Origin of the sequence: Aeromonas sp. 600724 (assembly GCF_049175135.1) — a bacterium.
In the GTDB taxonomy this organism is placed as follows: Bacteria; Pseudomonadota; Gammaproteobacteria; order Enterobacterales; family Aeromonadaceae; genus Aeromonas; species Aeromonas veronii_A.
Map to the genome: position 1 here is coordinate 1 of NZ_JAAKUM010000012.1, position 26172 is coordinate 26172.

General features: G+C 56.4%; 24 protein-coding genes. 9 read left to right on the top strand and 15 right to left on the bottom strand.

Translation table 11 applies throughout. The annotated features are described in order from the left end of the window. Positions 1–404: 404 nt before the first annotated feature. On the top strand, positions 405–1601 hold the full coding sequence (locus G5168_RS12245; RefSeq protein ID WP_421252273.1) for an NnrS family protein: 1197 nt from the start codon (positions 405–407) through the stop codon (positions 1599–1601). A gap of 16 nt (positions 1602–1617) precedes the next feature. On the opposite strand, the gene G5168_RS12250 is transcribed toward G5168_RS12245, so the two are convergent. Further along, positions 1618–2187 carry a helix-turn-helix domain-containing protein gene (locus G5168_RS12250; RefSeq protein WP_421252274.1) on the bottom strand — a complete coding sequence of 190 codons (570 nt, stop codon included), beginning with the start codon at positions 2185–2187 and terminating at the stop codon, positions 1618–1620. 119 nt (positions 2188–2306) lie between these two features. On the opposite strand from G5168_RS12250, the gene G5168_RS12255 reads away from it, so the two are divergent. Together G5168_RS12255 and G5168_RS12260 are read left to right on the top strand one after the other, a co-directional pair. Further along, complete coding sequence (locus G5168_RS12255) at positions 2307–3482, top strand: benzoate/H(+) symporter BenE family transporter (protein ID WP_227341861.1); 1176 nt, start codon at positions 2307–2309, stop codon at positions 3480–3482. A gap of 122 nt (positions 3483–3604) precedes the next feature. Then, the gene (locus tag G5168_RS12260; RefSeq protein WP_227341860.1) at positions 3605–4669 is read left to right on the top strand and encodes a DUF3103 family protein; all 1065 of its coding nucleotides are present in this window, start codon (positions 3605–3607) and stop codon (positions 4667–4669) included. Between the two features lie 69 nt (positions 4670–4738). Here G5168_RS12260 and metF read toward each other — a convergent pair whose 3' ends face one another. Beyond that, positions 4739–5629, bottom strand: coding sequence for a methylenetetrahydrofolate reductase (gene metF / locus G5168_RS12265; protein WP_005340191.1), 891 nt, complete (start codon positions 5627–5629; stop codon positions 4739–4741). A gap of 329 nt (positions 5630–5958) precedes the next feature. Between metF and G5168_RS12270 the strand changes: the two genes are divergently transcribed. Next, positions 5959–6759 carry a GNAT family N-acetyltransferase gene (locus G5168_RS12270; protein WP_421172473.1) on the top strand — a complete coding sequence of 267 codons (801 nt, stop codon included), beginning with the start codon at positions 5959–5961 and terminating at the stop codon, positions 6757–6759. A gap of 73 nt (positions 6760–6832) precedes the next feature. Here G5168_RS12270 and G5168_RS12275 read toward each other — a convergent pair whose 3' ends face one another. The 12 genes from G5168_RS12275 to G5168_RS12330 form a co-directional block, all read right to left on the bottom strand. Beyond that, positions 6833–8332 (bottom strand): ABC transporter substrate-binding protein, encoded by a 1500-nt coding sequence (locus tag G5168_RS12275; protein ID WP_421252275.1) that lies wholly within the window; start codon positions 8330–8332, stop codon positions 6833–6835. Positions 8333–8340: 8 nt separating this feature from the next. After that, on the bottom strand, positions 8341–10320 hold the full coding sequence (locus tag G5168_RS12280; protein WP_421231742.1) for a HAMP domain-containing methyl-accepting chemotaxis protein: 1980 nt from the start codon (positions 10318–10320) through the stop codon (positions 8341–8343). 222 nt (positions 10321–10542) lie between these two features. Then, positions 10543–11139, bottom strand: coding sequence for an OmpW family outer membrane protein (locus tag G5168_RS12285; protein WP_227342973.1), 597 nt, complete (start codon positions 11137–11139; stop codon positions 10543–10545). A 458-nt stretch (positions 11140–11597) separates the two neighbouring features. Next, on the bottom strand, positions 11598–13274 hold the full coding sequence (locus tag G5168_RS12290; protein ID WP_421252276.1) for a sensor domain-containing diguanylate cyclase: 1677 nt from the start codon (positions 13272–13274) through the stop codon (positions 11598–11600). 121 nt (positions 13275–13395) lie between these two features. Beyond that, positions 13396–16224 (bottom strand): excinuclease ABC subunit UvrA, encoded by a 2829-nt coding sequence (uvrA, locus tag G5168_RS12295; RefSeq protein WP_421252277.1) that lies wholly within the window; start codon positions 16222–16224, stop codon positions 13396–13398. A gap of 89 nt (positions 16225–16313) precedes the next feature. Beyond that, the gene (csgH, locus tag G5168_RS12300; RefSeq protein ID WP_421252278.1) at positions 16314–16739 is read right to left on the bottom strand and encodes a curli-like amyloid fiber formation chaperone CsgH; all 426 of its coding nucleotides are present in this window, start codon (positions 16737–16739) and stop codon (positions 16314–16316) included. Next, positions 16739–18190 carry a curlin gene (locus G5168_RS12305; protein ID WP_421252279.1) on the bottom strand — a complete coding sequence of 484 codons (1452 nt, stop codon included), beginning with the start codon at positions 18188–18190 and terminating at the stop codon, positions 16739–16741. Before G5168_RS12305 ends, csgH begins: the two co-directional genes overlap by 1 nt. 34 nt (positions 18191–18224) lie before the next feature. Further along, complete coding sequence (locus tag G5168_RS12310) at positions 18225–18746, bottom strand: curlin (protein ID WP_111901629.1); 522 nt, start codon at positions 18744–18746, stop codon at positions 18225–18227. 187 nt (positions 18747–18933) lie between these two features. Next, positions 18934–19773, bottom strand: a complete 840-nt coding sequence (locus tag G5168_RS12315; RefSeq protein ID WP_005355003.1) for a CsgG/HfaB family protein — start codon at positions 19771–19773, stop codon at positions 18934–18936. A 7-nt stretch (positions 19774–19780) separates the two neighbouring features. Further along, entirely contained in the window at positions 19781–20182 is a 402-nt protein-coding gene (locus G5168_RS12320; protein WP_019445195.1) for a curli assembly protein CsgF, read from the bottom strand. Positions 20183–20193: 11 nt separating this feature from the next. Further along, positions 20194–20580: a curli production assembly/transport protein CsgE gene (locus G5168_RS12325; protein WP_258224409.1), complete on the bottom strand. Its 387-nt coding sequence runs from the start codon at positions 20578–20580 to the stop codon at positions 20194–20196. 56 nt (positions 20581–20636) lie between these two features. Continuing rightward, the gene (locus G5168_RS12330) at positions 20637–21284 is read right to left on the bottom strand and encodes a LuxR C-terminal-related transcriptional regulator (protein WP_042080923.1); all 648 of its coding nucleotides are present in this window, start codon (positions 21282–21284) and stop codon (positions 20637–20639) included. A 426-nt stretch (positions 21285–21710) separates the two neighbouring features. Between G5168_RS12330 and G5168_RS12335 the strand changes: the two genes are divergently transcribed. Together G5168_RS12335 and G5168_RS12340 are read left to right on the top strand one after the other, a co-directional pair. Further along, the gene (locus G5168_RS12335) at positions 21711–22298 is read left to right on the top strand and encodes a single-stranded DNA-binding protein (protein ID WP_005340181.1); all 588 of its coding nucleotides are present in this window, start codon (positions 21711–21713) and stop codon (positions 22296–22298) included. A 149-nt stretch (positions 22299–22447) separates the two neighbouring features. After that, positions 22448–23191, top strand: coding sequence for a substrate-binding periplasmic protein (locus tag G5168_RS12340; protein ID WP_421252309.1), 744 nt, complete (start codon positions 22448–22450; stop codon positions 23189–23191). Positions 23192–23264: 73 nt separating this feature from the next. On the opposite strand, the gene G5168_RS12345 is transcribed toward G5168_RS12340, so the two are convergent. Next, positions 23265–23390 carry a hypothetical protein gene (locus tag G5168_RS12345; RefSeq protein WP_019445191.1) on the bottom strand — a complete coding sequence of 42 codons (126 nt, stop codon included), beginning with the start codon at positions 23388–23390 and terminating at the stop codon, positions 23265–23267. A 460-nt stretch (positions 23391–23850) separates the two neighbouring features. On the opposite strand from G5168_RS12345, the gene G5168_RS12350 reads away from it, so the two are divergent. The 3 genes from G5168_RS12350 (at position 23851) to cspE (ending at position 25992) form a co-directional block, all read left to right on the top strand. Beyond that, positions 23851–24753: a cation diffusion facilitator family transporter gene (locus G5168_RS12350; protein ID WP_421252280.1), complete on the top strand. Its 903-nt coding sequence runs from the start codon at positions 23851–23853 to the stop codon at positions 24751–24753. 146 nt (positions 24754–24899) lie between these two features. Next, a complete protein-coding gene (gene yjbD / locus G5168_RS12355) occupies positions 24900–25184 on the top strand; it encodes a DUF3811 domain-containing protein (RefSeq protein ID WP_005340165.1) in 285 nt (94 codons plus the stop codon). A 595-nt stretch (positions 25185–25779) separates the two neighbouring features. After that, a complete protein-coding gene (gene cspE, locus G5168_RS12360) occupies positions 25780–25992 on the top strand; it encodes a transcription antiterminator/RNA stability regulator CspE (protein ID WP_005316548.1) in 213 nt (70 codons plus the stop codon). Positions 25993–26172: the final 180 nt, after the last annotated feature.

Sequence of the window (26172 nt, forward strand, 5' to 3'; positions counted from 1 at the left end):
GAAAATCAAAAATTGTTTTGATGTTCGATGCTGTGAGTGCCCACACAGATTGCTTGATTCAAATTGTTAAAGAGCGTCACGCTTGTCGCGTTGAGGAGGCGCATATTACGCTTCTCACTTCGAAAGTCAAGCGATTGTTTTCGCTTTTCTTTCGGCGCCCACTTCACTAGGAAGCTGGCTCATCAGGTTGGCGTGTTCCGCCGTGCTGGTAGGGGCGCATTATAGGGAGCGGCGCTGCGATGACAAGGGCTTTTTCAGCAAAAGAGTTCGTTCGCTCAGATATCAAGCAACCACCTCTTTTTTTGCTCAAAATGGCATCAATCCTGACTATTGCCGGATTTAAATTGAACATTTGAAAAGCCAATTTATAATTGCCATCTCAAATGTTTAATTGGAATACCCTCATGCATCAAATCCTCGATAGCCATAAGGAAGAGCAAATCGTCCCGCTGTTCCGCTTGGGGTTCCGACCCTTCTTCTTGTTCGGGGCTCTGTTTGCTGCCGTCGCCATGTTGCTCTGGCTGGGGCAGCTCAACGGTTGGCTAACCTTGCCAGGGATTGCCAACCCGATCTGGTGGCATGGTCATGAGATGCTGTTTGGTTTCGGGGCTGCCATCGTCGCGGGTTTTCTGCTCACCGCGGTGCAGAACTGGACGGCCCATCCCGTTGTTCGGAGCTGGCCATTGGCAATGGTGGTGGGGTTGTGGATGTTGCCAAGGACCTTGTTACCCTGGCTGGGTGAAGAGAATACGCTTCTGATGTTGGCAGACCTGCTCTGGTTGCCGCTTTGCACTTGGTTCCTTGCCAAGCCTATCTTGATAACCCGGCAATGGCGCAACCTCTTCTTCGTGCCCCTGTTGTTGATACTGACCCTACTCAATGGCGCCAGCTGGTTATGGCAGGCCGATTGGATCACCGTTGAGCACCTATTGATCACCACTGTGCTGTTGTTTACCACCCTGATCGCCGTGATGGGTGGAAGGGTGATTCCGTTCTTCACCGCCCGAGCAACCGGTCAGGATAAAGCTGCACCTCAGCTCTGGCTGGAGCGGGCGGCGCTCGCGACACAGTGGCTTATCTTGCTCTGCTGGCTGCTGCTCCCCACCCAGTGGCTCACCAGCATATATATAGTGCCTCTCTATATAGTGGCGGCGAGTTTGCATCTGTGGCGACAACTGCGTTGGCATCTGCCATCGACCCTTACGCATCCCCTGCTGTGGTCACTCCATCTCGCCTATCTGTTTATCCCTCTTGGCCTGCTCGCCCTTGCGGCACATAGCGCGGGTCTGCCCATCACGTTGTCGATGGCCAGTCACCTGCTCAGCGCAGGCTGTATGGGCACCATGATCCTGGGCATGATTGCGCGAGTCTCCCTCGGCCATAGCGGTCGGGCCTTGCAGGTAGGACGCAGGATCACTGGCGCATTCGCCCTGGTTATCGCTGCCGCTACAATGCGGGTGACGATTCCGCTGTTCTGGCCTGCTTATACCCTGCATGGCTGGAACCTCAGCGCGCTTGCCTGGATCGCTGCCTATGGTCTGTTTGTCTGGGTCTATACCCCGATACTGATCCGCCCCAGAGCAGATGGTCGACCGGGTTGATGACTGCGGAACATGTTCAGAGTGTTGCCACCGGATAGTGGATCAGGTTGTGAAAGATCGCCGGGGCTATGCCCAGATTGCGATAACCGTGGGGACGGTCGGCAGCAAAACGCACCGCCTCCCCTTGCACCAGTGAGCGCCACTCCCCTTCCACCAGCACCTCCATCATGCCGCTGATGACGATGACATGCTCGGTCACTCCCGGCTCATGGGGCTCGGATTCACGCTGGTAACCCGGCAACAGGGTCAGCTCAAGCAACTCGAAACCAAACCGGTTTTCATAAGGGAAGAGCGGTGCCACTTGCATGCCCTCTCCCGCTGGCTGCTGGCGAATGGCATCGGCGGTGCGATAGAGCACCTCCTCCTGCACGGCTGGTGTGGGCTCAATGAAACTGGAAAATGAGACTCGAAAACCGGTGGCTATCCTCCACAGCGTCGCCACCGTTGGGCTGGACTCTCCCCGCTCAATCTGCCCCAGCATCGCCTTGCTGACACCCGTTTCGCGCGCGGCGGCATCCAAGCTCCAGCCGCGCTCGCTGCGCAACCCCTTCAGTCGAGCAGCCAGATGCTGACTCATCTCTTGCATAACTGCCTCTTTATTACTCTTGCATGATGCGACTTGTGCGCTATAGCGCACATAGATATAGTCAAAGCTGTATTGTACGTAATAACGCACAGCGCGTCACAACGCCAAAAGGAAGTCTCATGCCCTTCGCCCTCCCCCATCTGGTCGCCGGCTTTATCGCCGTGATGGTCGGCTACACCAGCTCCGTCATCCTGATCATCCAGGCCGCCACGGCAGCGGATGCTGATACTGCCCAAGTTGCCTCCTGGCTCTGGACGCTGGGGATCGGCATGGGGGTGAGCTGCATCGGCCTCTCTCTCTATTACCGCATACCCATACTAACCGCCTGGTCCACACCGGGCGCGGCACTGCTGATCACCACGCTGGGCAACTTCACTCTGGCGGAAGCCATCGGCGCCTTTGTGATCTCGTCCCTGCTGATCACGCTGTGTGGCATCAGCGGCTGGTTCGACCGTTTGATGAAACATATTCCGGCTCCACTGGCCGCCGCCATGCTCGCTGGCGTGCTGCTCAGATTCGGATTGGATCTATTCAAGGTCGCCCCGCAAGATCCCTTGCTGCTTGGCACCCTGCTGCTGGCCTTCCTGCTGGGTCGTCATCTCTGGCCCCGCTATACCATGGTGCTAGTACTGGGAGTGGGGATGCTGATCTGCAGCGTGCGGGGGGATTTGCAAATGGGCACCCTTCACTGGCAACTCGCCAGCCCGGTCTGGACATGGCCAGCCTTCTCCCTTGATGCTCTGTTTGGTATCGCGCTGCCGCTGTTCATTGTCACCATGACATCGCAAAACATGCCGGGAATTGCCATCTTGCGGGCCCACGGCTATCAGCCTTCCACCTCCTCGCTGATCAGCTGGACTGGCCTGACTGGCCTGCTGCTCGCCCCTTTTGGCGGCTATGCCTTCAATCTGGCCGCCATCACTGCCGCCATCTGCATGGGCAAAGAGGTCGACCCGGATACCAAGCGCCGCTGGCCAGCTGCGGTATGGGCGGGTTGCTTTTATCTCCTGACCGGCTGCTTCGGTGCGACCGTCGCGACCCTGTTTAGCGCCTTTCCGGCAGCCCTTGTCACCTGCGTCGCTGGTTTGGCCCTGTTAGGTACCATCGGCAGCAGCCTGCACTCTGCCTTGCACCAGGATGAAACGCGAGAAGCTGCGCTGCTCACCTTTATCATTACCGCGTCCGGGATCAGCCTGCTCGGCATCGCGGCAGCCTGCTGGGGTCTGCTGATTGGTCTGGCGATCTATCAGTTCCAATCATATCGACAAAGGAATCAATTGAACCTCAAACCGTGAACCTCTGCACACTATCCAGATAAAATGATTCACAAGTGAAACTAATTTCCTTCTAGTGGTGCCAGGGCACCAATCTTCCCGGACATGGTGCCCTGTCAGGTTCCATGCAACGGAGAATAAAAATGAAAAATCAGGCTGTCTTGTTACTACTGGCCATACTGGGTGCCACGAGCGTCCAGGCTGCCGATACGGATCGAGAGCTGGCTCGCCAGCTCGCACTTCAGCAGAAAAACCTGCTGCCCCTACTGAGCAATCAGCAATACCAGAGCCCGCTTCCCAACCTGCTGCAGAAGGCCAGCCCGCGCCTTAAGCGGCAGGCGACCAATGCCAACCAGGCGGCCATCAGCCGACAAGGACTGGATGGCGAGGTCAAGCAACTGATGCAGTTGCGGCTGGCCAACACCGATCAGGCCGCAGCATTGCAACAGGGGGTCGAACCGCTGGTCGCCTATGTTCCGAGCGGGGATGAGAAGAGCTGGAGCGCCATTGAAGCGTTCGACAGCGCCGGTAATCCAGTCTATCTGGATGTGGACAAGGCACCGGCCCGGCCGGTTCTGGTAGTCGAAGCCGATCCCGTCAAAGCCAAGAACGCAGGCTTGAAGGTAATGCGCAAGGCGCTGGCCGATGCTGATCTGCAAAGCGCTCCGCGAGTGGCGGCCAGCACAGCGCCACTCAAGACCAGTATCCTGAAAAAGATCAGACTGAAGGATGATCAGGAGCCCTGGCTGCTCGGCGCAGCCGAAGTGTATGCAGTGGTCGCAGGGGTCAACCCCAGCCGGGATGAGCCAGTAGTCGATATTGTCGACATGCCCTACCTCGACTATGACAACACAGACTACACCCCCAACCAGATCCTGGTTTACTGGGATCGCTATCGTTGGGGTGCCGTCGATGTGGTGATGATGGAGCAGGATGACAACGTCAACTACAAGGAGCTGAGCGCCCTGCTGATTGAAGCCCTCAAACTCGGCTTTACCGCGGGTGGCGTGCCGGAAGCCCTGCCCTTCCTCGATCTCGGCGGTCGCATCGTCAAGGCACTGCCCGATTCCTGGATGACCAATAACGACGACTATCTGGATACCTTCTACACACTGGAGCAGGATCAGGTCTATCACCAGTATCCGGGGGCTGCCGGTAATGCGGTTATCGATCTTGAGCCAAAAGAGATCGCCCCGACCAGACCTTGATAATCGGCCATAACGAAAAAGCCAATGAGCAACTCATTGGCTTTTTGCTTTTATCGCGGTGACCACCGGTCAACCCTTGGGACGAACCCCCAGAGTATGGCAGATGGCATAAGTCAGCTCGGAGCGGTTCAGGGTATAGAAGTGGAAATCCTTCACCCCTTCCTGACTCAGCACGCGCACCTGATCGATGGCGATGCTAGCCCCCACCAGATTGCGAGTCATCTGATCGTTATCCAACCCCTCAAAACGCTGATGCATCCAACGCGGGATCTTCACGTTGGTAAAACCGGCAAACTTGGCCAGGGTCTGATAGTTGGAGACCGGCAGGATCCCCGGCACGATTTCGGCATCGATACCGATGGCCGCGCAGCGATCCCGGAAGCGCAAGTAAGTTTCCACATCGAAGAAGAACTGGGTGATAGCACGGTTGGCACCGGCATCGATCTTGCGCTTGAGGTTGAGCAGATCGGATTGCGCACTCTTGGCCTCCGGGTGCCCTTCCGGATAGGCAGCAACCGAGATATCGAAGTCGGCCTCTGACTTGAGCAGAGCAACCAGATCGGTGGCATACATATCCGGCTTCTCCAGCCCCTGCGGCAAGTCACCGCGCAGAGCCACAATATGGCGAATGCCGCTGTTCCAGTAGTCGCGGGCGATAGTGCGCAGCTCGTCGCGGCTGGCATCGATACAGGTCAGGTGCGGCGCCGCAATCAGGCCGGTCCGCTCCTTGATGTCCTTGATCACCTTGTGGGTGCGATCACGGGTGCCGGAGTTGGCGCCATAGGTGACGGAGACGAACTTGGGTTCCAGCACTTTCAGCCGTTCGATGGACTGCCAGAGGGTATTTTCCATCCCTTCACTATTGGGCGGAAAAAACTCGAAACTGACCGATATATCGCCATTCAAATCTGCCAAGCTCTGGTTGAGCGCCTCAACCTGACGTGCACTGTGAAATCCCATCTGCTCTTCTCCCTGTCCTGCAATCCATCTGCCTACGTCAAAACGGATGTTTGGACGTCTAAACGTCTTTATATTTATGAGCAAAACGACACAAAGTCAACAGGGATTTACCTCACATCCGATCTGACGAACTTCATATTTACAAAATTAACGGTACGTAACCGAAAAGTGCCCATCCCAAAATCGCCCCAGTCGAGTTATGATGGGGGCAGATCGTCCTGGACGTTCTGAATCTGCGTGTGATTGTTTGGCCGGAGGTTTCTCCGGCCCCTTTTCATCTATTTCCCACTCCTGCCGATAACAGAATGAGTCTTTGCAGGAGCACCATCATGGATACCCACCCCGGCTTTGCCACCGACTTGCTGTTCGATCGCTATCAGGGCGAGGTTGTTCAGCACGATCAGTTCTGGGCGGTTCGCACGCCGGATGCTCCCGGCTATTACTTCGGCAACTACCTGCTGCTCCCCAACCCACCCAGCGACCGTGACAAAGGCTGGCTGGAAGCCACATTTGATCAACTGATCGGCCAGGATCCTCGAGTGCGCCACCGCACCTTCCAATGGCCACTGGCGGCCGGACAAAACAGCCGGATCGCCGGTTTTGTCGCAACAGGTTACCAATATATGGAGTGCGTGGTACTGGCGCTGGATGAACAGAGCTGCCCACCTCCTCACGACGACATGAACAAGGTTGAGGCACGCACCTTCACTACTGCTGATTGGCCTGAGTGGCTCGACTTCGAACTCAATGAACGGGATGAGGGACACTCGGAACAGAGCTATCTTCCCTATCTGCGATCCCGCCAGGCGCTCTATCAGGCCATGATTGCCGATGGTCTCGGGGACTGGTGGGGGATCTGGAAAGAGGAACAACTGGTCGCCAGCTGTGGCCTCTTCTTTTGCGGCACACTTGGGCGCTTCCAGTTGGTACGCACGCACCATGCGTGGCGCAATCAGGGGTTATGCCGCCAGCTGCTGAGTCAAGTGGCTCGCGCAGGATTATCCCGTGCCAAACAGCTGATCATAGTGGCTGACGAGCATTACCATGCCCAGCGCATTTACCGCTCTCTGGGGTTTGCCCCGGTTGCCCGCATCGGCAGCCTCTGCCGCTGGCCCCACGAAGCACAATAAAGCGATACATGCTGGCCGCGAGCCATAAAAAAACGGGAGGCTGATGCCTCCCGTTTTTATTGATGCAGATGACCTATTGCTGTGGCTGCTGTGGCGCCTCCAGCTCGTTGGAGAGCGCCTGTTCCACCTCATCCGACGGCGCCGGTAATGGGGCAGCGGCCGCTGATGCGGGTTCTGCGGGAGTCACAGCTGGTGCCACCACGGCCGATGTTTCACTGGTCGCGGGAGCTGCGGACACCTCAGTCGTCGGCGCTGAAACTGGAGCAGGAGCAGGAGCAGGGGCAGGGGCAGGGGCAGGGGCAACCGTATCACACTGACAATCCGCGCTCTTGGCCTTGTTGCCCTGATGAGGGGCATACCAGCCCTTCAAGCCACCTTCCAGTCGATTTGCGGCAGCTTTGGGCTCCATCTTGCCAAGCAACACAGCCTGACTCACCTCGGCCAGTTCATCCCCCAACTTGGGCGTACCACGGGAGAGGATCTGGGTCGCCACCCGAATGGTCGAGTCACACTGATCGCGCCACTCCATCATCTCTTTGGCCGCCGGATTGGTGACATCGAAGAAGTGGTTGGAGAGGGAGAAGAATCCCGGCAGCGAGTTGGTATAGAGATCGGCAAATTGCGGCGTCGTCAGCCACTGCAGGAAAGCCATCGCCCCCTCTTTGTTCTTGCTGGCCGGGTTCATCCCCATACCGATATCGGTGTGGTCGGTAAAGAAACAGCCATCACCCTGTTTGGCCACCGGCGGGCGCATGACGCCAAAATCGACCTTACCGGTGAAGGGAGCAATCTCCCAGGAGCCCGCCACGTAGAAGGCGGCCTTGCCCGAGGTAAACAGCTCGTTGCTGGTCGCATAATCGCGGCTCTCGCCACCTTCACCGAGGTAGGAACGCCAGCGGGCCAGCTCGTCGAACACCTTCACATATTGGGGGTTGTCCAACCGCTCCTGCCCGCCGATCAGTGCCAGACGGCCGTCCTCCCCCTTCCAGTAGTTGGGGCCAATGTTCTGGAACCCCAGTTCGGAGGCAACCCAGCTCTCGGAACCACTCATGGCCAGCGGCACATAGCGACCGTCGGCCTTGATCTTGTCCAGCACGGCGAAGAACTGATCGCGGGTTTGCGGCAAGGTGAGCCCCAACTCACTGAAAATCTTCTTGTTATAGAAGAAGCCATGGATCACCGAGGCCATGGGTACGCAGAAGGTCTGGGCTCCGGAATCCGTCTGCCAGGGTGACTGGGCAAAACTCGGGAAGTTCTCCATCCCCGCCATCTCGGTCAGCTCGGCCAGATGGCCCGCCTTGAACAGGGCAAGCGAATCATCAAACGGACGACAGGTAATGAGATCCCCAGCCTTGCCGGCCTTCAGGTTCTCCAGCAAGGTAGGCATGTAGTTAACGTTCTGCACCGGATGAAAACTCACCTTGATGCCGGGATGCGCCGCTTCAAACGCCGGGATGATTTTCTGCTCCCACAACGCCTTGTCATCGGTTCGCCAGCTTTCAATCACCAGCTCGCTGGCCATCAGCTGGCCACACAACAGGAGACTCAGGGCTCCAATCCACTTTTTAGACATAAGCCCTCCTAGACCTTGAAATGTGCGATCAATTGCTGCTGTTTGGCGACCAGGTCGGCCAGTACTTCGCTGCTGCTGGCAGATTCACGCGCCTCCCGCTCTGTCTCGTATGCCACATCGGCAATACCGGCGATATGACGAGCGACCCCCTGACTGACGGAGATCTGCTCCTGTGCGGCATGGGCCACCTGATCCGCCATCGACTTGATGGCTCCCATCCGATCGGCAATGGATTGCAACGCCACATCCATCTCGCGGGTCTGCTCGACACAGCTCTGGGTCTGCTCCTGGCTGCGCCCCATCACTTCAACCACATGCTTGCTGGAGCTCTGCAGGTTCTCAATCATCCCCTGGATCTCTTCGGTCGAAGTCTGGGTGCGATTGGCCAGCGCCCGCACCTCATCGGCCACCACAGCGAAACCGCGGCCGGCATCGCCGGCACGGGCAGCTTCGATGGCAGCGTTCAAGGCCAGCAGGTTGGTCTGCTCGGCAATACTGCGGATCACATCGAGAATGCTGCCGATGTTGTTGCTGAATTCGCCCAGCTTGTAGGTGATGCCGACCGCCTCCTCCATGGCGCCAGCCAGCTGCTCGGTGATCCGGCGAGTGGTGGCCACTTTCTGGCGACCATTGCGCGCCTCTTCATCGGCCAGATCCACTTCCCGCTTGGTGCCATCGGTAGAGCGGGCCACCTCGGTGGCGCTCACTTCCAGCTCGGTAATGGCGGCGGCCACCTGATCGGTCTGGCTCTTCTGCTCCTGTACCCGGGACATGGCCCGTTCGCTGATCTCGGCGGCGCGGCTCGCTTCATCCACCAGATGACGGGAGCCCGCATTGATTTGAGAGAGCAGCTCGCCGGTCTTGCCCGCCAGCGTATCGATGGAGCGAGAGAGGCTGCCAAATTCGCAACTGCTGCGGTAGTTGATGCGGCGGGTCATGTCGCCGGCCGCCATGCAATCGAGCTCCTTGTTGATCATCTGCAACGGGCGCTGAATGCTGCGCGCCGTGGTATAGCCGATCACCAGTGCGGCAGCGGCCGACATCGCGGCAACCACCAGGATCCAGAAGCTGGCACTGCTGACCGCGGCATCGGCGTTGATCCGACTATCGCTAGCGATGGCACCGGCGGACTTGCCCATCTCATCGAGCAAATTGAGGCTGTTGACCAGACTGGCATCCAGCTGCTGATTTTGCGTGGCCAGCGACAGCTCCAGTTGCTGAGCCTGACGCATGGTCGCCAGCAAGCCCTGAGCGCCGAGCGCCAACTCCTGCATCCGATCCAGATTGGAGACAAAGCGCGCTTTTACATCATCGGGCACCACTACCCGCTCCAACCGCTTGCGGGCCATTTCGATGTCCTTGCTCAACACCTTTTCCAGCTCATTCAGGTCGGTTTTGGCATCGGCACGGCGGATATTCTTCAGATCGCGGGCGATACCCGAGGTAATAAGCTCCGCCTTGTTGCGCATGGAGCGCTTGCTGGCGGCCTGTTGCAGCAGCAGATCCGCCGCCCACTGGTAGGTATCCTCAAGACGGATAAATTCCATCTCCAGCTTGTGGCGCTGCTCCAGCGCACTGACCCACTGCCGATGCTGGGCCAACACCTGATCCGCCAAGCCATAAAATTGGGTGGTAGCACTCTCGACCTGCTGGAAGCGGGCACGAGCATCCGCTACATCGGTAAATTTACCCATCTCCTGACTCAGCTGGGCGAAGCGGTTCTGTTGCTCCTTGAACTGATTGGCCAGCTGCGGCAACTGGGCAGCATCTTCACTGGTGCGGTAGACCAACACCCAGCGGTTACTATCCTGCAGTGCCCCCTTGAGACCTGCGACAGCCACCACCAGCGGGGTTGCGCGGTCAGATACGGCAGAGAGGCCGTCATTTATACCCTTGATTTTAAAGGTACTGATCACACCAAGCAGGATCAGCAACAGCAGCATCAACACGAATCCGGCGATGATCCGCTGCACGATAGATAAGCCCATGGAGACATCCTCACTCATTGGGGGAAGGTAAAGTGAACATAGTCACTATCGGCAGGGGTGGCGAATAACTGAAATAAAGCGGCAGGTATTTAATTGATTTGTATCGGGTTGGATCACAGTCCAGACAAAATCAGCCATACGAAAAAAGCCCGGCACAAGCCGGGCTGAAAGAGACGTACTTTGCTATCTTCCGCGGTCCGATCAGAGCCGCAGTCAGAATCATTAGAAGCGGTAGCCAACACCCACCATAAAGGCCATCGGGTCGACCTTGGTATTAATGGTGCCAATCGCAGTATGCACATCGGTATCGATATCCATGATCCAGGCTGAACCGTTGACAAACCAGCGGTCAGTGATCGCCATATCGATACCAACTTGTCCGGCAACACCCCAGGAGTCATCGACTTTGACATCGGTTCCTGACAGTGCACCACGACCCTCTTCATCAAAGAAGGTGGTGTAGTTCACGCCAATACCGACATACGGGCGAACCTTGCTTTGAGCATCGCCAAAATAGTACTGACCCATCAGAGTCGGCGGCAAATGCTTGATCTTGGCAACTTCAGCGCCACCCAGTTTGACTGAATGAGAGAAGGGGGTTGCAGCCAGCAATTCGACACCCCAGTTATCAGTAATCATGTAAGAGAGAGTCAATCCCAATTGCATGTTGTCATTAATTTCCAGCTCTACAGGCGTGCTGCTTTCCTGCGGCGATACAAATGCCAAACCACCACGAACCAGAATGTCGCCAGCCTGATGGGCCATGGCGAAAGGAGAGGCCACTGCAGCGGCAATCATCAGAGGAAGTAATTTTTTCATCACGTAATCCCTTTTTTTGTTTTCATTTGATGCTGTAAGCCCGCTGACTATATGCCCTTGTAAATGCAAAGTTATTGACTTGAAGCAAAGGTTGCGCGGAAATAAATCGATTGGTGTGACATCTTTGCGCGCCATCCCAATCTCCTTGAGCCCCCAGACAACAAGCCGGAATACCTGTTGCGACAGGTTGTAACTAACCCCATTCAGCGCCAAAACAAGCAAGCAAACCACACCTTATCGCTCGGCAGAGTGGCTATTAATTGTTGTTAATATGGGCAAACCAGCGTATTTTTTGCGCCATGCAAGTTACTGGGAAGTAATGGTTTATTTATGAAAAATGAGTCGAAATGGCAAAAGGTGGGGGCCTTTCTCGCGGCCGTTTGGGGGATCGGATCCTTTCTCTTTATCCTGCTCGGTTTTATTGTCGCCCTAGCCTATCTGGTATTGGTCCGGCAGGGCTAATCCGGGCTGACAGTATGTTGCAACGCAAGACTATTCCCTTCGACAAGTTGCTCCGGGGTCTGTTCCATCACCTCCCGAACAGACAGAGTGCCCGAATAGCCACAGCATCGATTACGGCCCCTCAGTTTTGCCTGATAGAGCGCCAGGTCGGCCAGCTTGAAACTGTGGCTCCAGAAGGTATCGGGGCACGCCGGATGCAGAGGATACCGACAATATCCCGATGAAACCGTTAACCATAGCGGCCTCTCCTCCGAACCGAAACGGTGCTGAACAACACGAAGCCTCAGATAATCGGCACGCTGTACCAACTCTTGCTCATTATCCACCTGCAACAGGAGTAAAAACTCCTCCCCTCCCAACCGGATAACGGGCTCGGCGTCACTCACCACCAGCTTGTGCAGCAGTTCTGCCAGCTGCTGCAACACCAGATCACCCATATCATGACCAAATCGGTCGTTGATCCGTTTGAAATGATCGAGATCGAGCAGCAACAGCTGACAAGGTTTGGCCCAGTTGGCCTGCAACCAACCATCGAGATAGCGACGATTGAAACAACGGGTCAAGGGGTCGGTGAATGCAGCCACCTCCATCTGGCTGGATTTTTCCAACAAATCATCGTGTTGCTGACTGACCTTGCCGGCCATCTCCCTGAACTTGCCGCTCAGGGTCGCCATCTCGGCGCTGCTGTCGATATAGGGGATCAAGGTGGCATCTGGCCGATCGCCAAAGCGTTGCAGCGCCGACACCAGCTGCTGCAACGGAGTAAGCACAATGCTGTTGAGCCGATACATGGCGATCATGACGCAGATAAAACTGATAAACAGCATGCCGATAAAGGTCCAGAGCGCCCCCTCCATGACGCCACTCAAGATCTTTCTCTCCTCCTCAATCACCAGAGTCAGCACCGGCTGGTTATCGCTGTTGAGCAGTCGCACCTCTCCCCTGAGCCGGGTGAGCCCAAGGTCGATCAGGCGATACGTTATTTGCGGTTTCAGTGGTTTGAAGGTAGCGGTGACATCCAGATTGGCGTGGGAGATCGCCAGAGGCAGTGCGGTACGCTCCGATACCTGCTCGAGATAGGCCTTGTCGAGCCAACGTACAACCAGCAAGAAACCGTTGAACGGTGCCGACTCGTCACTGTTTCTGATCGGCTGCCACGAGTACATCAGCGGCCCCCACTGGGAAGCACGGATCCCATGCAGATTGATGCCCCCTTGCGCCACCGAGCGCGCCCTTAACTGCTTTTTCAGTTCATCAAGGAAGTAGGGAAACTGGTCCGGATTGATCCCCGGCGCATCGGGTAGCAGGGTGCGCGTCCAGATTTCGTAGCCGGTGAGATCCATGAAGCTCATCAGGTTGAGACTAAAATCCCGCATCGGCATATCACTGAACAGGTTGGATTCGATGTACGCCCTACTTTTGTTGTCCATAAAACGATGACTGTCATCCCAGATGCCCCAATCCCGACTGAATGCATCCAGAGCGGCCACATCCGCCTGCACCGCCTTGGTCACGCGCAGCAGATGCTCCTTCATTCGCTGTTCTTCAATCCGGCTGGCAGCCGGGATCTGGGCCCACGCCAGCAGGACCAGCAATAGCAGGATCGCCCCCAGCCAGATGGGGAACATGGAGTAAGCCAACTGATGATCAATTGTGCGCGGAGCCTGAGCCATAACCCGATATATCCATTACCATGATGCTGAGATGCCAAGCCTGCCCACACTTGACGAGCTTCCCCCTATGCTCCCGATTTTTATAACAAAAAGGGGCCAAAGGCCCCTCGATTATAACGGCTTATCGCGCCAAAAGTGGCCGCAAAAAACGAGCTGTATGAGACTCTTTATTGGCGCAAATCTCCTCCGGCGTCCCCGTCACCAGAATGCGGCCACCACCGGCGCCTCCCTCCGGTCCCAAATCGACGATCCAGTCGGCAGTTTTTACCACATCAAGGTTGTGCTCGATGATGACGATGGTGTTACCGCGATCCCGCAGCTGGTGCAGCACCTTGAGCAGTTGCTGGATATCGTGGAAGTGCAGCCCGGTGGTCGGCTCATCCAGAATATATAGAGTCTGACCGGTATCCCGCTTGGAGAGCTCGCGCGCAAGCTTGACCCGCTGCGCCTCGCCGCCCGACAAGGTAGTAGCAGACTGGCCGAGACGGATATAGGAGAGGCCCACGTCCATCAGGGTCTGCAGCTTGCGCGCCACCGCCGGCACCGGGTCGAAGAACTCGCGGGCATCTTCCACTGTCATCTCGAGGATCTCGTGGATGTTCTTGCCCTTGTACTTCACCTCCAGGGTCTCGCGGTTATAGCGCTTGCCCTTGCAGACATCGCACGGCACGTAGACGTCCGGCAGGAAGTGCATCTCCACCTTGATGACCCCATCCCCCTGACAGGCCTCGCAGCGGCCCCCCTTCACGTTGAAGGAGAAGCGGCCCGGCTGGTAGCCGCGTGAACGCGCCTCCTGAGTGCCGGAGAGCAGCTCGCGGATCGGGGTAAACAGGCCGGTATAGGTGGCCGGGTTGGAGCGCGGGGTACGACCGATGGGGCTCTGGTCGATATCCACCACCTTGTCCAGATGCTCCAGCCCCTCGACGCTGCGATAGGGCGCCGGGGTGGACTCGGTGGCCTTGTTAAGCTCGCGGTGGGCGATGCGGAACAGGGTGTCGTTGATCAGGGTCGACTTGCCGGAGCCGGAGACGCCGGTAACGCAGGTCATCACCCCGATGGGCAGATCCAGGTTGACGTTGCGCAGGTTGTTGCCGCTTGCCCCCTTGAGTTTCAACCACTTGCCGGTGAGCGGCGTGCGCTCGGCCGGAATGACGATCTGCTTGCGACCGGAGAGGTAGTCACCGGTCAGTGATTCCGGATTATCGATAATCTGCTGGGGGGTGCCCTGCGCAACAATCTCGCCACCGTGCACGCCCGCCCCCGGGCCGATATCGAGCACATGGTCGGCGAGTCGAATGGCATCCTCATCGTGCTCCACCACGATCACTGTGTTACCGAGATCGCGCAGATGAGTGAGGGTCTTGAGCAACCGCTCGTTGTCGCGCTGATGCAGACCGATGGAGGGCTCGTCGAGTACATACATCACCCCCACCAGACCGGCACCGATCTGGCTGGCCAGTCGAATGCGCTGCGCTTCCCCACCGGAGAGGGTCTCGGCACTGCGCGACAGGCTCAGGTAGTTGAGACCGACGTTCACCAGGAAGCCGAGCCGCTCGACGATCTCTTTCAATATCTTCTCGGCAATCTGGGCACGCTGGCCGGTGAGGTTCAGCCCCTCGAAGAAGGCCAGTGCATCGCCGATGGACTGCTCGGCAATGGCCGGCAGGTTGCGGTTGTCGACGAAGACGTGGCGCGCCTCCTCCCGCAGCCGGCTGCCACCGCAGCTTGAGCAAGACTTGTTGGCGATGTATTTGGAGAGCTCTTCACGCACCGAATTGGACTCGGTTTCCCGGTAGCGCCGCTCCATGTTGTGCAGGATCCCCTCGAACGGGTGCTTGCGCACCACCACGTCGCCGCGGTCGTTCATGTAGCGGAACTCGATCTCGGTGCGACCGGAGCCACGCAGGATCACCTCCTGGGTCTTGAGCGGCAGATCCTCCCACGGCGTCTCCAGATCGAATTTGTAGTGCTCGGAGAGAGATTTCAGCATCTGGAAGTAGTAGAAGCTGCGCTTGTCCCAGCCACGGATGGCGCCGTTGGCCAGGCTGATGGCCGGATCGCCGATCACCTTGGCCGGGTCGAAATATTGCTGCACGCCCAAACCATCACAGGTGGGACAGGCACCGGCCGGGTTGTTGAAAGAGAAGATGCGCGGCTCCAGCTCCGACATGGAGTAGCCGCACTCTGGGCAGGCGAAGTTGGCGGAGAAGGTCATGGGAGCAACCCCCTCCTCCCCGTCCATCGGCACCACCAACACGATACCACCGGATAGGGTCAGCGCCGTCTCGAACGACTCGGCCAGACGCAAGGCAAGGTCATCGCGCACCTTGAAGCGGTCCACCACCACCTCGATGGTGTGCTTCTTGTGCAGCTCCAGCGCGGGAGGGTCGGATAGATCGCACACCTCGCCGTCGATACGGGCACGGATATAACCCTGCGCCGCCAGATTCTCCAGCAGCTTGGTGTGTTCCCCCTTGCGGTCACGCACCACCGGGGCCAGCAGCATCAGCTTGCTCCCCTCCGGCTGGGCCAGCACCTGATCCACCATCTGGCTGATGGTCTGGGCGGCAAGCGGAATGGCATGGGTCGGGCAGCGCGGCTCACCGACCCGGGCGAACAGCAGACGCAGGTAGTCGTAGATTTCGGTGATGGTGCCGACGGTCGAGCGCGGGTTATGGGAAGTGGACTTCTGCTCGATGGAAATGGCGGGCGAAAGCCCCTCGATATGGTCGACGTCCGGCTTCTCCATCAGGGAGAGGAACTGGCGAGCATAGGCGGAGAGGGACTCCACATAGCGGCGCTGCCCCTCGGCATAGAGGGTATCGAACGCCAGAGAGGATTTGCCCGAGCCGGAGAGGCCGGTGACCACGATCAGCTTGTCGCGGGGCAGGGTCAGATTGATGTTCTTGAGGTTGTGGGTGCGAGCACCCCGGACCACGATCTTTTCCATCTTGTTGCACGCTCGATACAGAAACCTGAGCGAGTCAGTATGGCATAGAGACTACTGGATGAATAGACAGTCATGAGATGAAATGCGCATCATCCGGCGCACGCCATCTGCTCTTTTTTCTCCACCAGCAGCCGCTCGTTTTGCCATATCCGGGCGGTGACCTCGACCCGATAGGGGCAACGCAAACCCAGCCCTATTTTGCCAACCGCCATGACCACTCCAGCCTGCAGCGACAGATTACGGCTCTGGCGCTGAGTCGTGCTCCCGGCTGCCCCTTCGCTGCGCACCAGCAACCTGACACTCACCGTCACGTCGCGCTTACTGAACAGCGTCGGTGCAAGTGACAGCCCCTGCTCGCTCTGAATCATATTGAGGGACAAGCGGATCGACGGATCGGGTTCTATCTCGGTTTCCCTTGCAGTTACTGGTGAAGGAACGCGATAAACCAGCATCAACCCACAGAGCAGCACCAATAAAAGAGGGGCCCGCAGGCCCCTGAATCCGGAGATAACCATCAGTTGCTACCAGAACCCTGATAGACATAGGCACGGTTATCGCTGCCCAATACGGTCACATTGGCTGTATTGAAGCTTTCGTTTTGCACCACATCAACGGTGTTGCGCCCCCCACCAACCCCAGCATTGACGTAGACATTAGCCTCGTGCTCAGCGCCGTTCTGGGTCACGGTGAGTTTGTTCTCGCTACCCAAGTAGGACTCAACCTTGGCATTGTTCAGCTCACCATCCTGGCTCACTTTGACCACAGACTCAGAGTGAGACGCATCGGCATAAGCCCAGTTGTCAGTACCTTTCTGAGCAACGACCAGCTGGTTGTCCGAGCCCCAGGTCCATGCGCCTTTGCCTTCACCATCACGAGCAGATGCAACCTGGTTGCCAGTTCCGTTCTGGTCGATATCGATGGTATTGCCGCTGCCTGCTTGTTGCACTGCATTGGCATAGTTGTCATTACCTACCTGATCAATGGTGACCGCACCATCGGTACTGCTGGCTAACTGGTTGACCACGGCCTTGTTGTCATCACCTGTCTGGTTGACCAAGGCATCATTGCCAGTACCTTGCTGGTCGGTCTCAATCCGGTTGCGATTACCATCCTGTGTCAGGTCAGCAAACTCCCCGGTTCCAGACTGTTTGGCCAACAGGCCGTTGCCATTCCCGGCATCAGACCCTTGCTGCAGAGTCACCACTTCACCGCGGGTTCCACTTTGCTCAACAGTCGCTACGTTGGCACTATCGTATTGAGTGACGTCTGCATTGTTCAAAGAACCACTCTGAGTCACCACTGCAGATGTTCCTTCCGCCGGTGCATAGTCATAGTTACCGGTTGCCTGCAGCACCTTGGTGATATTGCTCTCTCCACGTTGTACCACTTCGGCGTTGGCTCCATCAGCCGCTGTCTGGGTCACGTCAGCCTGGTGAGCCCCCCCTTCTAGCTGCTGTACACTCGCCCGAGCGAAATCGGATATCTGGTTATTAATGACAGCCCGATTACCATCCGAGATTTGAGTGATCCTGGAGTCAGCTAAGTCACCATTATCTTGCTTGATCTTGGCGTCGTTGCGATCCCCATCCTGCACAACCCCGGCAACCGCACCGCCATTCTCAAATTGCTGAATCACATCAGCAAAGTTGTCGTTCCCCTTTGTATCGATGGAGGCTTTGGAGAGGTTAGTGTCACCTTGTTGCAAGATGTAACCCTCGTTACTGTCACCTACCTGCCGAGTATCGGCATCTGACTGGCCGGTATTCTTTTGAGTGGTAACAGCTGTGTTGTTGTTACCAGCTTGATCGATGTTAGCCTTGTTATCGACGCTTCCCACCACCTGGTTAATGGTGGCGGTATTGCCGCTCTGGGCCTGGTTCACCGTAGCCTGGTTGCCAGTAGATGCCGCCCAAGCGGTGCTGGTCGCCAGAAGAACTGCCGAGGCAATGATGGTACGTTTAAACATGATTTCCCTCTCGTGCTAATGGTTGAGCCTAGGCTCAGTTGGTTTGAACGACATTTACTTGCTGATTGGCTCCCGTCTGAATAACGGTTGCCGCCAATCCATACCCGTTTTGCTCGATGCTGGCCTGATTGCCATCACCCAGCTGGATCGCCCGGGCCTGATTGTCTGCCCCTTGCTGACTGATCCAGGCTTCATTGCCGCTGCCTTGTTGCAGCAGCCAAATCCGGTTATTGATGCCCGCCTGATAGAGCTCGGCGCTATTGCCCTCGCCCAGTTGCGCGCCATTGACCCAGTTCTCATCTCCCACCTGGGAGAGCGCCAACTCATTAGCCCACCCCTGTTGCAGCAGGCGCGCCTGATTCAGCTCCCCTTGCTGGGTGAGGTGCAGTTGCTGCTCGCTACCGAGTTGCCACAACAGCGCCTGATTCCCATCGTTCTGCAGACCGGAATCCAGCTCGCTTGCCATCGCCAGCTCGTCGAAGACGGCAGGCTCTGCGGCGAGTTGCGGGGCGCCCGATATCAGCAGGAAAAAGAGAGCACTCAACAGGTGTTTCATCGCGCCATCGCCTTGTTGGAAAACGCCCACAGTATCCCTGTCAGACCAGAGGCGGCCTATCAGGCACTCCGCTGATTCGAGGATGAAAAGCGCCGCCCTGTCGCTGAGCAGAAAGTCTTAATTCGTATTCAATGGAGGCCAAAAAAAATGCCCTCCACCTGGGAGGGCATTGTGCGAGCGGGAAAACTCAAAGCAGCGGGGCATTGTCTTGCAGGTACTCCTGCAGGATCGGATTGTCGATATCCCGCTGGTCAGCCAGTTGCCACAGATTGTCCCGCACGCCATTGGCTATTAGCCGGATCACCCCGGACTCGATAGCCGACATGACACACATCTGTACCGGTTCATTGGTGCTGAAACCGGCCTCGGCCTCCAGCAGGCGCTTGTACTCGACGAAACGGAATACCCCGGCCTGCACCTGTTGCGACAATACGGTCTTGGAGGTGGTGACACTGTTCAGGATCCGGCCTGAACGGATATCGACGGCGCGCAGATTGACCGTCACCTGATCGACCCGATACTCCCCGCTGGCGCCGATGCCAAAATACTTGGCCCCCGCCCCGCCGGTTCGTACATTGCTGTCATAGGCGACGATCCCCCCCTCGATCAGGATGTTGGCGGCAACCAGCGAGGGCAGTTGATTGGCATTGTTGCCGGGAACGTTGGGCTTGTTCTGGGCCGCCCGCACAATCTTGCGCTCGGTCAGCAGGTTCTGTAGCCCTTCCCGCTCCAGCGGCACAAACCATTGAGAGTCCCACAAGGCCGTGCTCAGCATAGCCACCCCGCCCTGGGTAACTGCCGTGGAGAAGTTGGAGGCCGGTGCAGGCAGGTACTGACCGGTCTGATCGCGAAAATCGTAGACGGCCGCGACAATTTTCCCTTTTGGCTTGGGCAGACTGATCAGCTCCTTGTAAGAGACGGATCGCGGCATCAGGGTTGCCTTCTCATCGGCAACGGGCGAGCCGATATGGGTCGCACAGCCAGCCAGCGCAAGCAGGGGCACTATCAATAACAGTTGTCGTTTCATCGCGCCCTCAGTCGGCAATCAGGCCATTCACTTCGATCATGGTGGTCTGGTTGGTCACCCGGTCGGTGATCGAAACCACCAGAGTGCCATCTTCATCCACCACATTGATGGCAAAATCATCGGTCACCAGACTGCCGCTCTGGCTGCCATCCTTGCCGATATCGGCCAACAGCTGGCTGATCAGGCGGGATTGCAGGTTGGAGGTCAGGCGATCCAGCGCCGAGGTGCCGCTGCTACCGCTGCCACTGGCGGGATCCTTGTAATCATTCTGCGCATTGGCGGTGCCAAGCAGATGACTGCTGTTGAGAGGGTTACCCCCAAAGCTGGGGTTGACGGGGCGATAGACAAGCTCCGACGCATGGAGCGTTGGCGCTATCAGTGCAGCAACTAGCCATAACCGGGCACGCATGAGAAATATCCTTATAGTTCATCATGTTCCAAATCGAAGGTATCCATGAACAGGGTCGCGATCTTCTGCTGTTCGAGGGTCTGCCTGACCTGTGACCAAGCCAGTTTGGCGCTCTGCTCCTGCTGATTGCGGCCGGGAGAGAGCGCGGTTTTAAAAATCACCTTCCGGTTATGAGTGATCCAGATCAGGCTGCCCCAGCGGGCTGTCGGGCGCTCATGAATCGTCAGATTTTCTCTGGCATCCGGGTCTTCATCGCTGCGCAACCGGGTAAATTCGTTATAAAAGCCCTGACCGAAACGGGTAAAAGTGCGATCCAGCACCAGACCATCCACATCTAGCCGATCACTCTCCTGCTCCGGCTGCACCGACTCCAGCGGTGCATCAGCCTCGCCCGCCACAACGCTCGTGCAGCCCCAGAGCAGCGCGAGGCAACACGTAAGAGAGAGCGCTTTCATCAGTGAGAGTCCGGAGCATCGAGATACTCTTTGGCCCAGCTCACCGCCTGGATCCGGTTCTTCACATTCAGCTTTTTAAAAACGTTATAGAGGTGGGATTTGACGGTGTGCTCGCTGACAAACAGGCTGTCGGCGATCTCGACATTGGAGGCGCCCGTCATCAGATAACGGATGATCTCCTGCTCTCTGGCGGTCAGCAGGGTGTCGTTACGCAGCAGATAACTGTTGCCCTGGCGATAGTATTCGACCAGCTCGCACAGCAGGTGGCGCGGCATCCAGTACTCGCCCAACAGGATTTTCTGCAACCCGGCAACCAGCCGGTCGAGCGGATCCTGACGGAAAAACAGACCGCAGATCTGCGGCCACATCAGCAGCAGGTCGCGATCCGTCGCAGTGGGAGCATTGAGCAGCACGGTGGTCGCCATGCCAAAGCGTTCGGAGATCGCCCGGTTCCAGCCCAGTGACTGGCCAGAGCGGATATAGTCGAGATCGATGAGAAACAGCGTGCCGTCACACTGGTTATCTAGCTGATTAATCTCGTGGATTAGCTGGACGGGACGGCTCAAATGAGAGATGAGGTATGCAGCAAATGTGCTGGCCTGCACATTATTTTCAGTGACCAGTGCGATCGGGCATGCGGCTTTCATTGTGTGCTCTTCCTTGAACCTGTAAACCACCTAATCTGGCCGACTGAGTCTACCAAGGAGGTATGGGAGCACAATATTAAAAAAGTATGAGAATGGATCTCATAAATATCGTAACCATATGTTTTTAGTCGATTTAAAAACAGATTCCAATTCGCCAATCAGCCAGCATAACAGGAATATATGGCAGAAATGTGATGCCGGACGCGCCGGAAACAACTGCAACCCGACCATCACGACAGCAGGAGCCAACAGTTACCTTTGGCACATCAAGCAGGTTAAGGATGCTGCCAATCCGCTTCGCAACTGTTACTATGACCGTCACATGCGTCTGCGGGACATTGCGCCCCGCACACAGCAGCTAATCAGGTATCTAGTCGTGTTGGACCAGGTTTCGACCTGGCCTGTAAATAAGGTGGAAGAGAGATTATGGCCAGTCGAGGCATCAATAAAGTCATTCTGATCGGTAACCTCGGGCAAGACCCGGAAGTACGCTACATGCCGAGTGGCGGTGCTGTGACCAACATTACTCTGGCTACCTCCGAAACCTGGCGCGACAAGCAGACCGGTGAGCAGAAAGAGCGTACCGAATGGCATCGCGTCGTCTTCATGGGCAAGTTGGCCGAAGTGGCTGGCGAGTACCTGAAGAAAGGCTCCCAGGTCTATGTGGAAGGCAAACTGCAAACCCGCAAATGGCAGGATCAGAGCGGCCAGGAGCGCTACACCACTGAAGTGCTGGTCGACAGCTTCACTGGCGTGATGCAGATGCTGGGTGGCCGTCCGCAAGGCGGTCAGGGTATGGGCCAGAACATGGGTGGCCAATCCCAGGGTAACTGGGGTCAGCCGCAGCAGAGCATGCCTGCCCAGCAGCCGATGAATCAACAGCGCCCGGCACCGGCTCCGCAGCAGAACATGCAGCCGCAAGGCGGTTATGGCCGTCCTGCCCAGCAGCCGCAATCTGCGCCGCCGGTATATAACGAGCCGCCGATGGATTTCGACGACGATATCCCGTTTTAAGAACAGAATATTGAAAAGGCCCTGATAACTCAGGGTCTTTTTTTATGCACTCAGGCTGAACCTCTCAGCCCGAAAGGGATATAACGCTTTTTGGTTGCCTCCCCTACAGTGATGGATATTCTCCACAGGAACGCTTTGTGAAAAGTGCAATGAAACTGCTCACCCCTTTATTGCTAATGCTGACCAGCATGCTCTCCGGCCAGTTGCAGGCAACGCCACTCAAGGTCGGGGTCAGCTTTGCCATCCCCCCTTATGTCATCGAAGGCGAGAATCGCGGCATTGAGCTGGATCTGCTGAAAGCGGCGTTCGCTGGCAGCGGCTATGAGCCCAGCTTTGAATTTCTGCCACTGGAGCGTACCTTCCGCCTGTTCGATTCAGGAAAGCTGGATGCCATCATCAACGTCAGACCCGGTATGGTTGATCCCCATTTTCTGTCCCAGCCCGTTATCACCTTCCATAACCGGATCTTCACCCTGCGCAGCACCCACATCAATACTCTGGACGACCTGCATTCAAAACGGGTCACCGCCTTTCAACGGGCAAGGATCATTCTGGGGGGCGCGTTCGCCACCATGGCCAACCAGAATCCCCACTATGAGGAGGTAGCCAAGCAGCAGGTGCAGGTACATCAGCTAATGCGCGGCAGGGTGGATGCAGTCGTACTGGAGGAGCGGGTGTTCTACTACTACCTCGACCAGCTGATCGCCACCGCCCAGGCAGGCGAGCACTACGAGCGCAATCAGGTCAGGCAAGCAGACCTCTTCCCGCCCACCGTCTATCACTTTGCCTTCCGAATGGCCGATGCCCGTAATCTGTTTGATAAGCGCCTTGAGGCGATGCGTCAGGATGGTCGTTATCACCAGATTTTCGCGGCTTACGGCGCCACGCCGTGAGCCACAAACATAAAAGCCAGCCGGTAAGGGCTGGCTTTGTACTGGCTCCGAAGGAACAGCTGTAGGGGGAGCGTTACTTCATTGCGCTGCCGTTTTTCAGTTCTGCTTTCTGACGTTTGGCTTCGCGTTTCTCTTTCAGTGACATCTGCGGTTTTTTCTTGGCATCTTTGCCGTTGTGATGTTCTTTGTTACTCATCATCAAACTCCAAAAATGTTACCCAGACAGTTGGTTCCTCATGGGAGCCAGCATGCCATCCGAATCATCAACTTCAGTACGCTTGGTGGGATGGTGCAAGACCATCACCAGACCCAGCATACCCTCCAGCGGCATCCGGATCCAGCCTCATTCTCGTCCAAAAAATGTCGCGCACAGCCCCCTGAGCGCAGAGGCCAAAGGACCTCGACAGGAAAGACCAAAAAAGAGTAATTCGCATTATTAAACGTTGTCACGCTTATATTAAGCCATCGTTACCTAGATATTTTCACGGATAAATATAAATCCCTCTCATTATTTATTGCCGCACAAGAGGTCACCATTTTAATAAGCATTCGCAATATCACCGGAAACATCAGGTTACAACACCGAATAGGTTATTTCCGGTCAGCCGGATATAATGTGCGCCGCACCGAAATATCCGTTTTTATTCAGGAAGCTGTACATGAACAGAAAAACCAGAGCCGCCATGGTGTCGGTCTGCTCCAATATCAGTCTGATCATCATGAAAATGGTGGCCGGTTTCGCCAGCGGCTCGGTCAGTATCATCTCGGAGGCGATCCACTCCGCCATGGATCTGGTGGCGGCCCTGATCGCCCTGTTCGCGGTGAAAAAGTCCGATCTCCCGCCCGATGAACGCCACCCCTATGGTCACGACAAGATTGAAAATGTCTCCGGCGTCATCGAAGCACTGCTTATCTTGCTGGCCGCGGGCTGGATCATCTTCGAAGCTGTCGACAAGCTGATCACCCCCAGCCCCATCGAGAGCATAGGCTGGGGCGTGCTGGTGATGATGATCTCGGCGCTGGTCAACAGCGGTGTCTCGGCCTACCTCTACAAGGTGGCCCGAGAGGAGGAGTCGGTCGCGCTGGCTGCCGATGCGCTTCATCTCAAGGCGGATGTGCTCACTTCAGCCGGGGTCGCCGTCGGTCTTGGCGGGATCTGGCTGGCCGGTCTGTTCGGCTACTCCCTCGCCATCCTCGACCCGCTGGTCGCCATTGCGGTCGCCATCTTTATTGTCAGAGAGGCGATCAGCATGCTCAACGAGGCCTTCCAGCCGCTGATCGACCAGAGTATGAGCCCGGAAGAGCTGGCGATGACCAGCCGCATCATCACCGAATGCTGCCCTGCCGCCAGCGGTTTTCACGATCTGCGCAGCCGTCGTGCCGGTCGTCGCCGCCATATTGACTTCCATCTCACACTGCCCCCGGAGATGAGCATCGGTGAAGCACACGATATCTGTGATCGCATCGAACACGCCATCATGGAGCAACTGCCCCACGCCATTGTGCTTATCCACGTCGAGCCGGAGGAGCAAGAGCTGCCCTCACCGCTCGCCATAAATTGAAATGTGGCAAACAGGCGGGAAAGTGGCAGCGAAATAACGGAAAGTTGGCACAAACCCGCATTTTTACTGCCGGAAAGCCGATTGCATAAGAAGTGATCGGCACAACTGTGTTAGGGTGTCTAACCACCCTGCCGCAGGAGCGCGCCGTGAAAAAGCTGGAAATGAAAGATCTGACCGAGGCCGAAAAAGCCGAGATAGCCTTGTTATTGCAAAAGGCACAAGCCAATGCAGACCACCAGCTGACCAACGGAGAGCGGAACAAGATCCGTGAAGAGGGTCGCCTGAAAATTGTGGCCGACCGCGCCGAAGCGGCCAAGGCAGCCTCCAAGCTGGCTCGCGAGAAAGCCAAAGAGCGCGCCAAGAACCAGGTGCTGCCGGAAACCTTCAGCTGGATTGATTCGGTCAGCAACAAGTTTCGCAGCAAACGCTGATCCCTTCTTGCAAAACGCCCGCTGGCACTTGGTGCCAGCGGGCGTTTGCATGTCTGGGCAATGCTCGATGAGCCAAATTTGGCGCCGCCATTGATTTGCAGCTCAGAAGCTAATCGCAGCAGCAAAGAAGTGATTTACATTGCGCGTTAGAGAAAACGCCAACTGACAATCCCCATCTATCGCCAGCTTTTCATTTTTTCTCATATTTTTTGCCAGAACTGGCTACATAGTCAGGACAAAAAAGCCGAATCTGACTTGCCACAGGGTGATATGAGTCCTCACTGATTTTTCTATGCCGTTGAAATGCATCATGTTTACTATAAAAAATGATATTTTTGGCTGTTACAAAACATTAATATCGAGATAAAGTTTGCTTTAAAAATGAGAGCGTGTTTTAATCTTTCTCGATGGTTCGGCAGTTCAGACCTGATTATGTTAGGCAGTCATTTTAGTAAAGCAGTGATTAGCATAAGCGTTATCCTCGGATAATTCTTATCAAATAATTCTCCTTCTTTAGTGCTCCCCATACGTATTGCTGACGAAAAATCAAAAATTGCCATTTAGGTGGCATTCAACACTATTTAAGGAAATTATTATGTCTAACAAAATGACTGGTACCGTTAAGTTCTTCAACGCTGAGAAAGGTTTTGGTTTCATCTCCCCGGCTGACGGCAGCAAAGACGTGTTCGTACACTTCTCCGCTATCCAGTCCACCAGCTTCAAAACCCTGGACGAAGGTCAGCGCGTTGAGTTCACCATCGAGCAAGGCCAGAAAGGCCCGGCTGCTGCCAACGTAGTTGGTCTGTAATTCAAGCCGGAGCATGCTGCTGATGGCTCATGCCAACTGCTGACAGCTCTGCAAGAATTAAAAAAAACCCGCTTCGGCGGGTTTTTTGTTGTTCCCCGCTTTTTTCCTCACTGCTCTCCCCTCCCCCGACAGCTTGATCCCTCCCTTACATGCTCTCACCGCTTGAGTCTTAGAATGAGC

What these genes read in the sequence shown, in the direction of transcription:
- G5168_RS12245 (WP_421252273.1), top strand. Translation starts at nt 405, where the DNA reads ATGCATCAAATCCTCGATAGCCATAAGGAAGAGCAAATCGTCCCGCTG.
- G5168_RS12250 (WP_421252274.1), bottom strand. Translation starts at nt 2,187, where the DNA reads ATGCAAGAGATGAGTCAGCATCTGGCTGCTCGACTGAAGGGGTTGCGC.
- G5168_RS12255 (WP_227341861.1), top strand. Translation starts at nt 2,307, where the DNA reads ATGCCCTTCGCCCTCCCCCATCTGGTCGCCGGCTTTATCGCCGTGATG.
- G5168_RS12260 (WP_227341860.1), top strand. Translation starts at nt 3,605, where the DNA reads ATGAAAAATCAGGCTGTCTTGTTACTACTGGCCATACTGGGTGCCACG.
- metF (WP_005340191.1), bottom strand. Translation starts at nt 5,629, where the DNA reads ATGGGATTTCACAGTGCACGTCAGGTTGAGGCGCTCAACCAGAGCTTG.
- G5168_RS12270 (WP_421172473.1), top strand. Translation starts at nt 5,959, where the DNA reads ATGGATACCCACCCCGGCTTTGCCACCGACTTGCTGTTCGATCGCTAT.
- G5168_RS12275 (WP_421252275.1), bottom strand. Translation starts at nt 8,332, where the DNA reads ATGTCTAAAAAGTGGATTGGAGCCCTGAGTCTCCTGTTGTGTGGCCAG.
- G5168_RS12280 (WP_421231742.1), bottom strand. Translation starts at nt 10,320, where the DNA reads ATGGGCTTATCTATCGTGCAGCGGATCATCGCCGGATTCGTGTTGATG.
- G5168_RS12285 (WP_227342973.1), bottom strand. Translation starts at nt 11,139, where the DNA reads ATGAAAAAATTACTTCCTCTGATGATTGCCGCTGCAGTGGCCTCTCCT.
- G5168_RS12290 (WP_421252276.1), bottom strand. Translation starts at nt 13,274, where the DNA reads ATGGCTCAGGCTCCGCGCACAATTGATCATCAGTTGGCTTACTCCATG.
- uvrA (WP_421252277.1), bottom strand. Translation starts at nt 16,224, where the DNA reads ATGGAAAAGATCGTGGTCCGGGGTGCTCGCACCCACAACCTCAAGAAC.
- csgH (WP_421252278.1), bottom strand. Translation starts at nt 16,739, where the DNA reads ATGGTTATCTCCGGATTCAGGGGCCTGCGGGCCCCTCTTTTATTGGTG.
- G5168_RS12305 (WP_421252279.1), bottom strand. Translation starts at nt 18,190, where the DNA reads ATGTTTAAACGTACCATCATTGCCTCGGCAGTTCTTCTGGCGACCAGC.
- G5168_RS12310 (WP_111901629.1), bottom strand. Translation starts at nt 18,746, where the DNA reads ATGAAACACCTGTTGAGTGCTCTCTTTTTCCTGCTGATATCGGGCGCC.
- G5168_RS12315 (WP_005355003.1), bottom strand. Translation starts at nt 19,773, where the DNA reads ATGAAACGACAACTGTTATTGATAGTGCCCCTGCTTGCGCTGGCTGGC.
- G5168_RS12320 (WP_019445195.1), bottom strand. Translation starts at nt 20,182, where the DNA reads ATGCGTGCCCGGTTATGGCTAGTTGCTGCACTGATAGCGCCAACGCTC.
- G5168_RS12330 (WP_042080923.1), bottom strand. Translation starts at nt 21,284, where the DNA reads ATGAAAGCCGCATGCCCGATCGCACTGGTCACTGAAAATAATGTGCAG.
- G5168_RS12335 (WP_005340181.1), top strand. Translation starts at nt 21,711, where the DNA reads ATGGCCAGTCGAGGCATCAATAAAGTCATTCTGATCGGTAACCTCGGG.
- G5168_RS12340 (WP_421252309.1), top strand. Translation starts at nt 22,448, where the DNA reads ATGAAACTGCTCACCCCTTTATTGCTAATGCTGACCAGCATGCTCTCC.
- G5168_RS12345 (WP_019445191.1), bottom strand. Translation starts at nt 23,390, where the DNA reads ATGATGAGTAACAAAGAACATCACAACGGCAAAGATGCCAAGAAAAAA.
- G5168_RS12350 (WP_421252280.1), top strand. Translation starts at nt 23,851, where the DNA reads ATGAACAGAAAAACCAGAGCCGCCATGGTGTCGGTCTGCTCCAATATC.
- cspE (WP_005316548.1), top strand. Translation starts at nt 25,780, where the DNA reads ATGTCTAACAAAATGACTGGTACCGTTAAGTTCTTCAACGCTGAGAAA.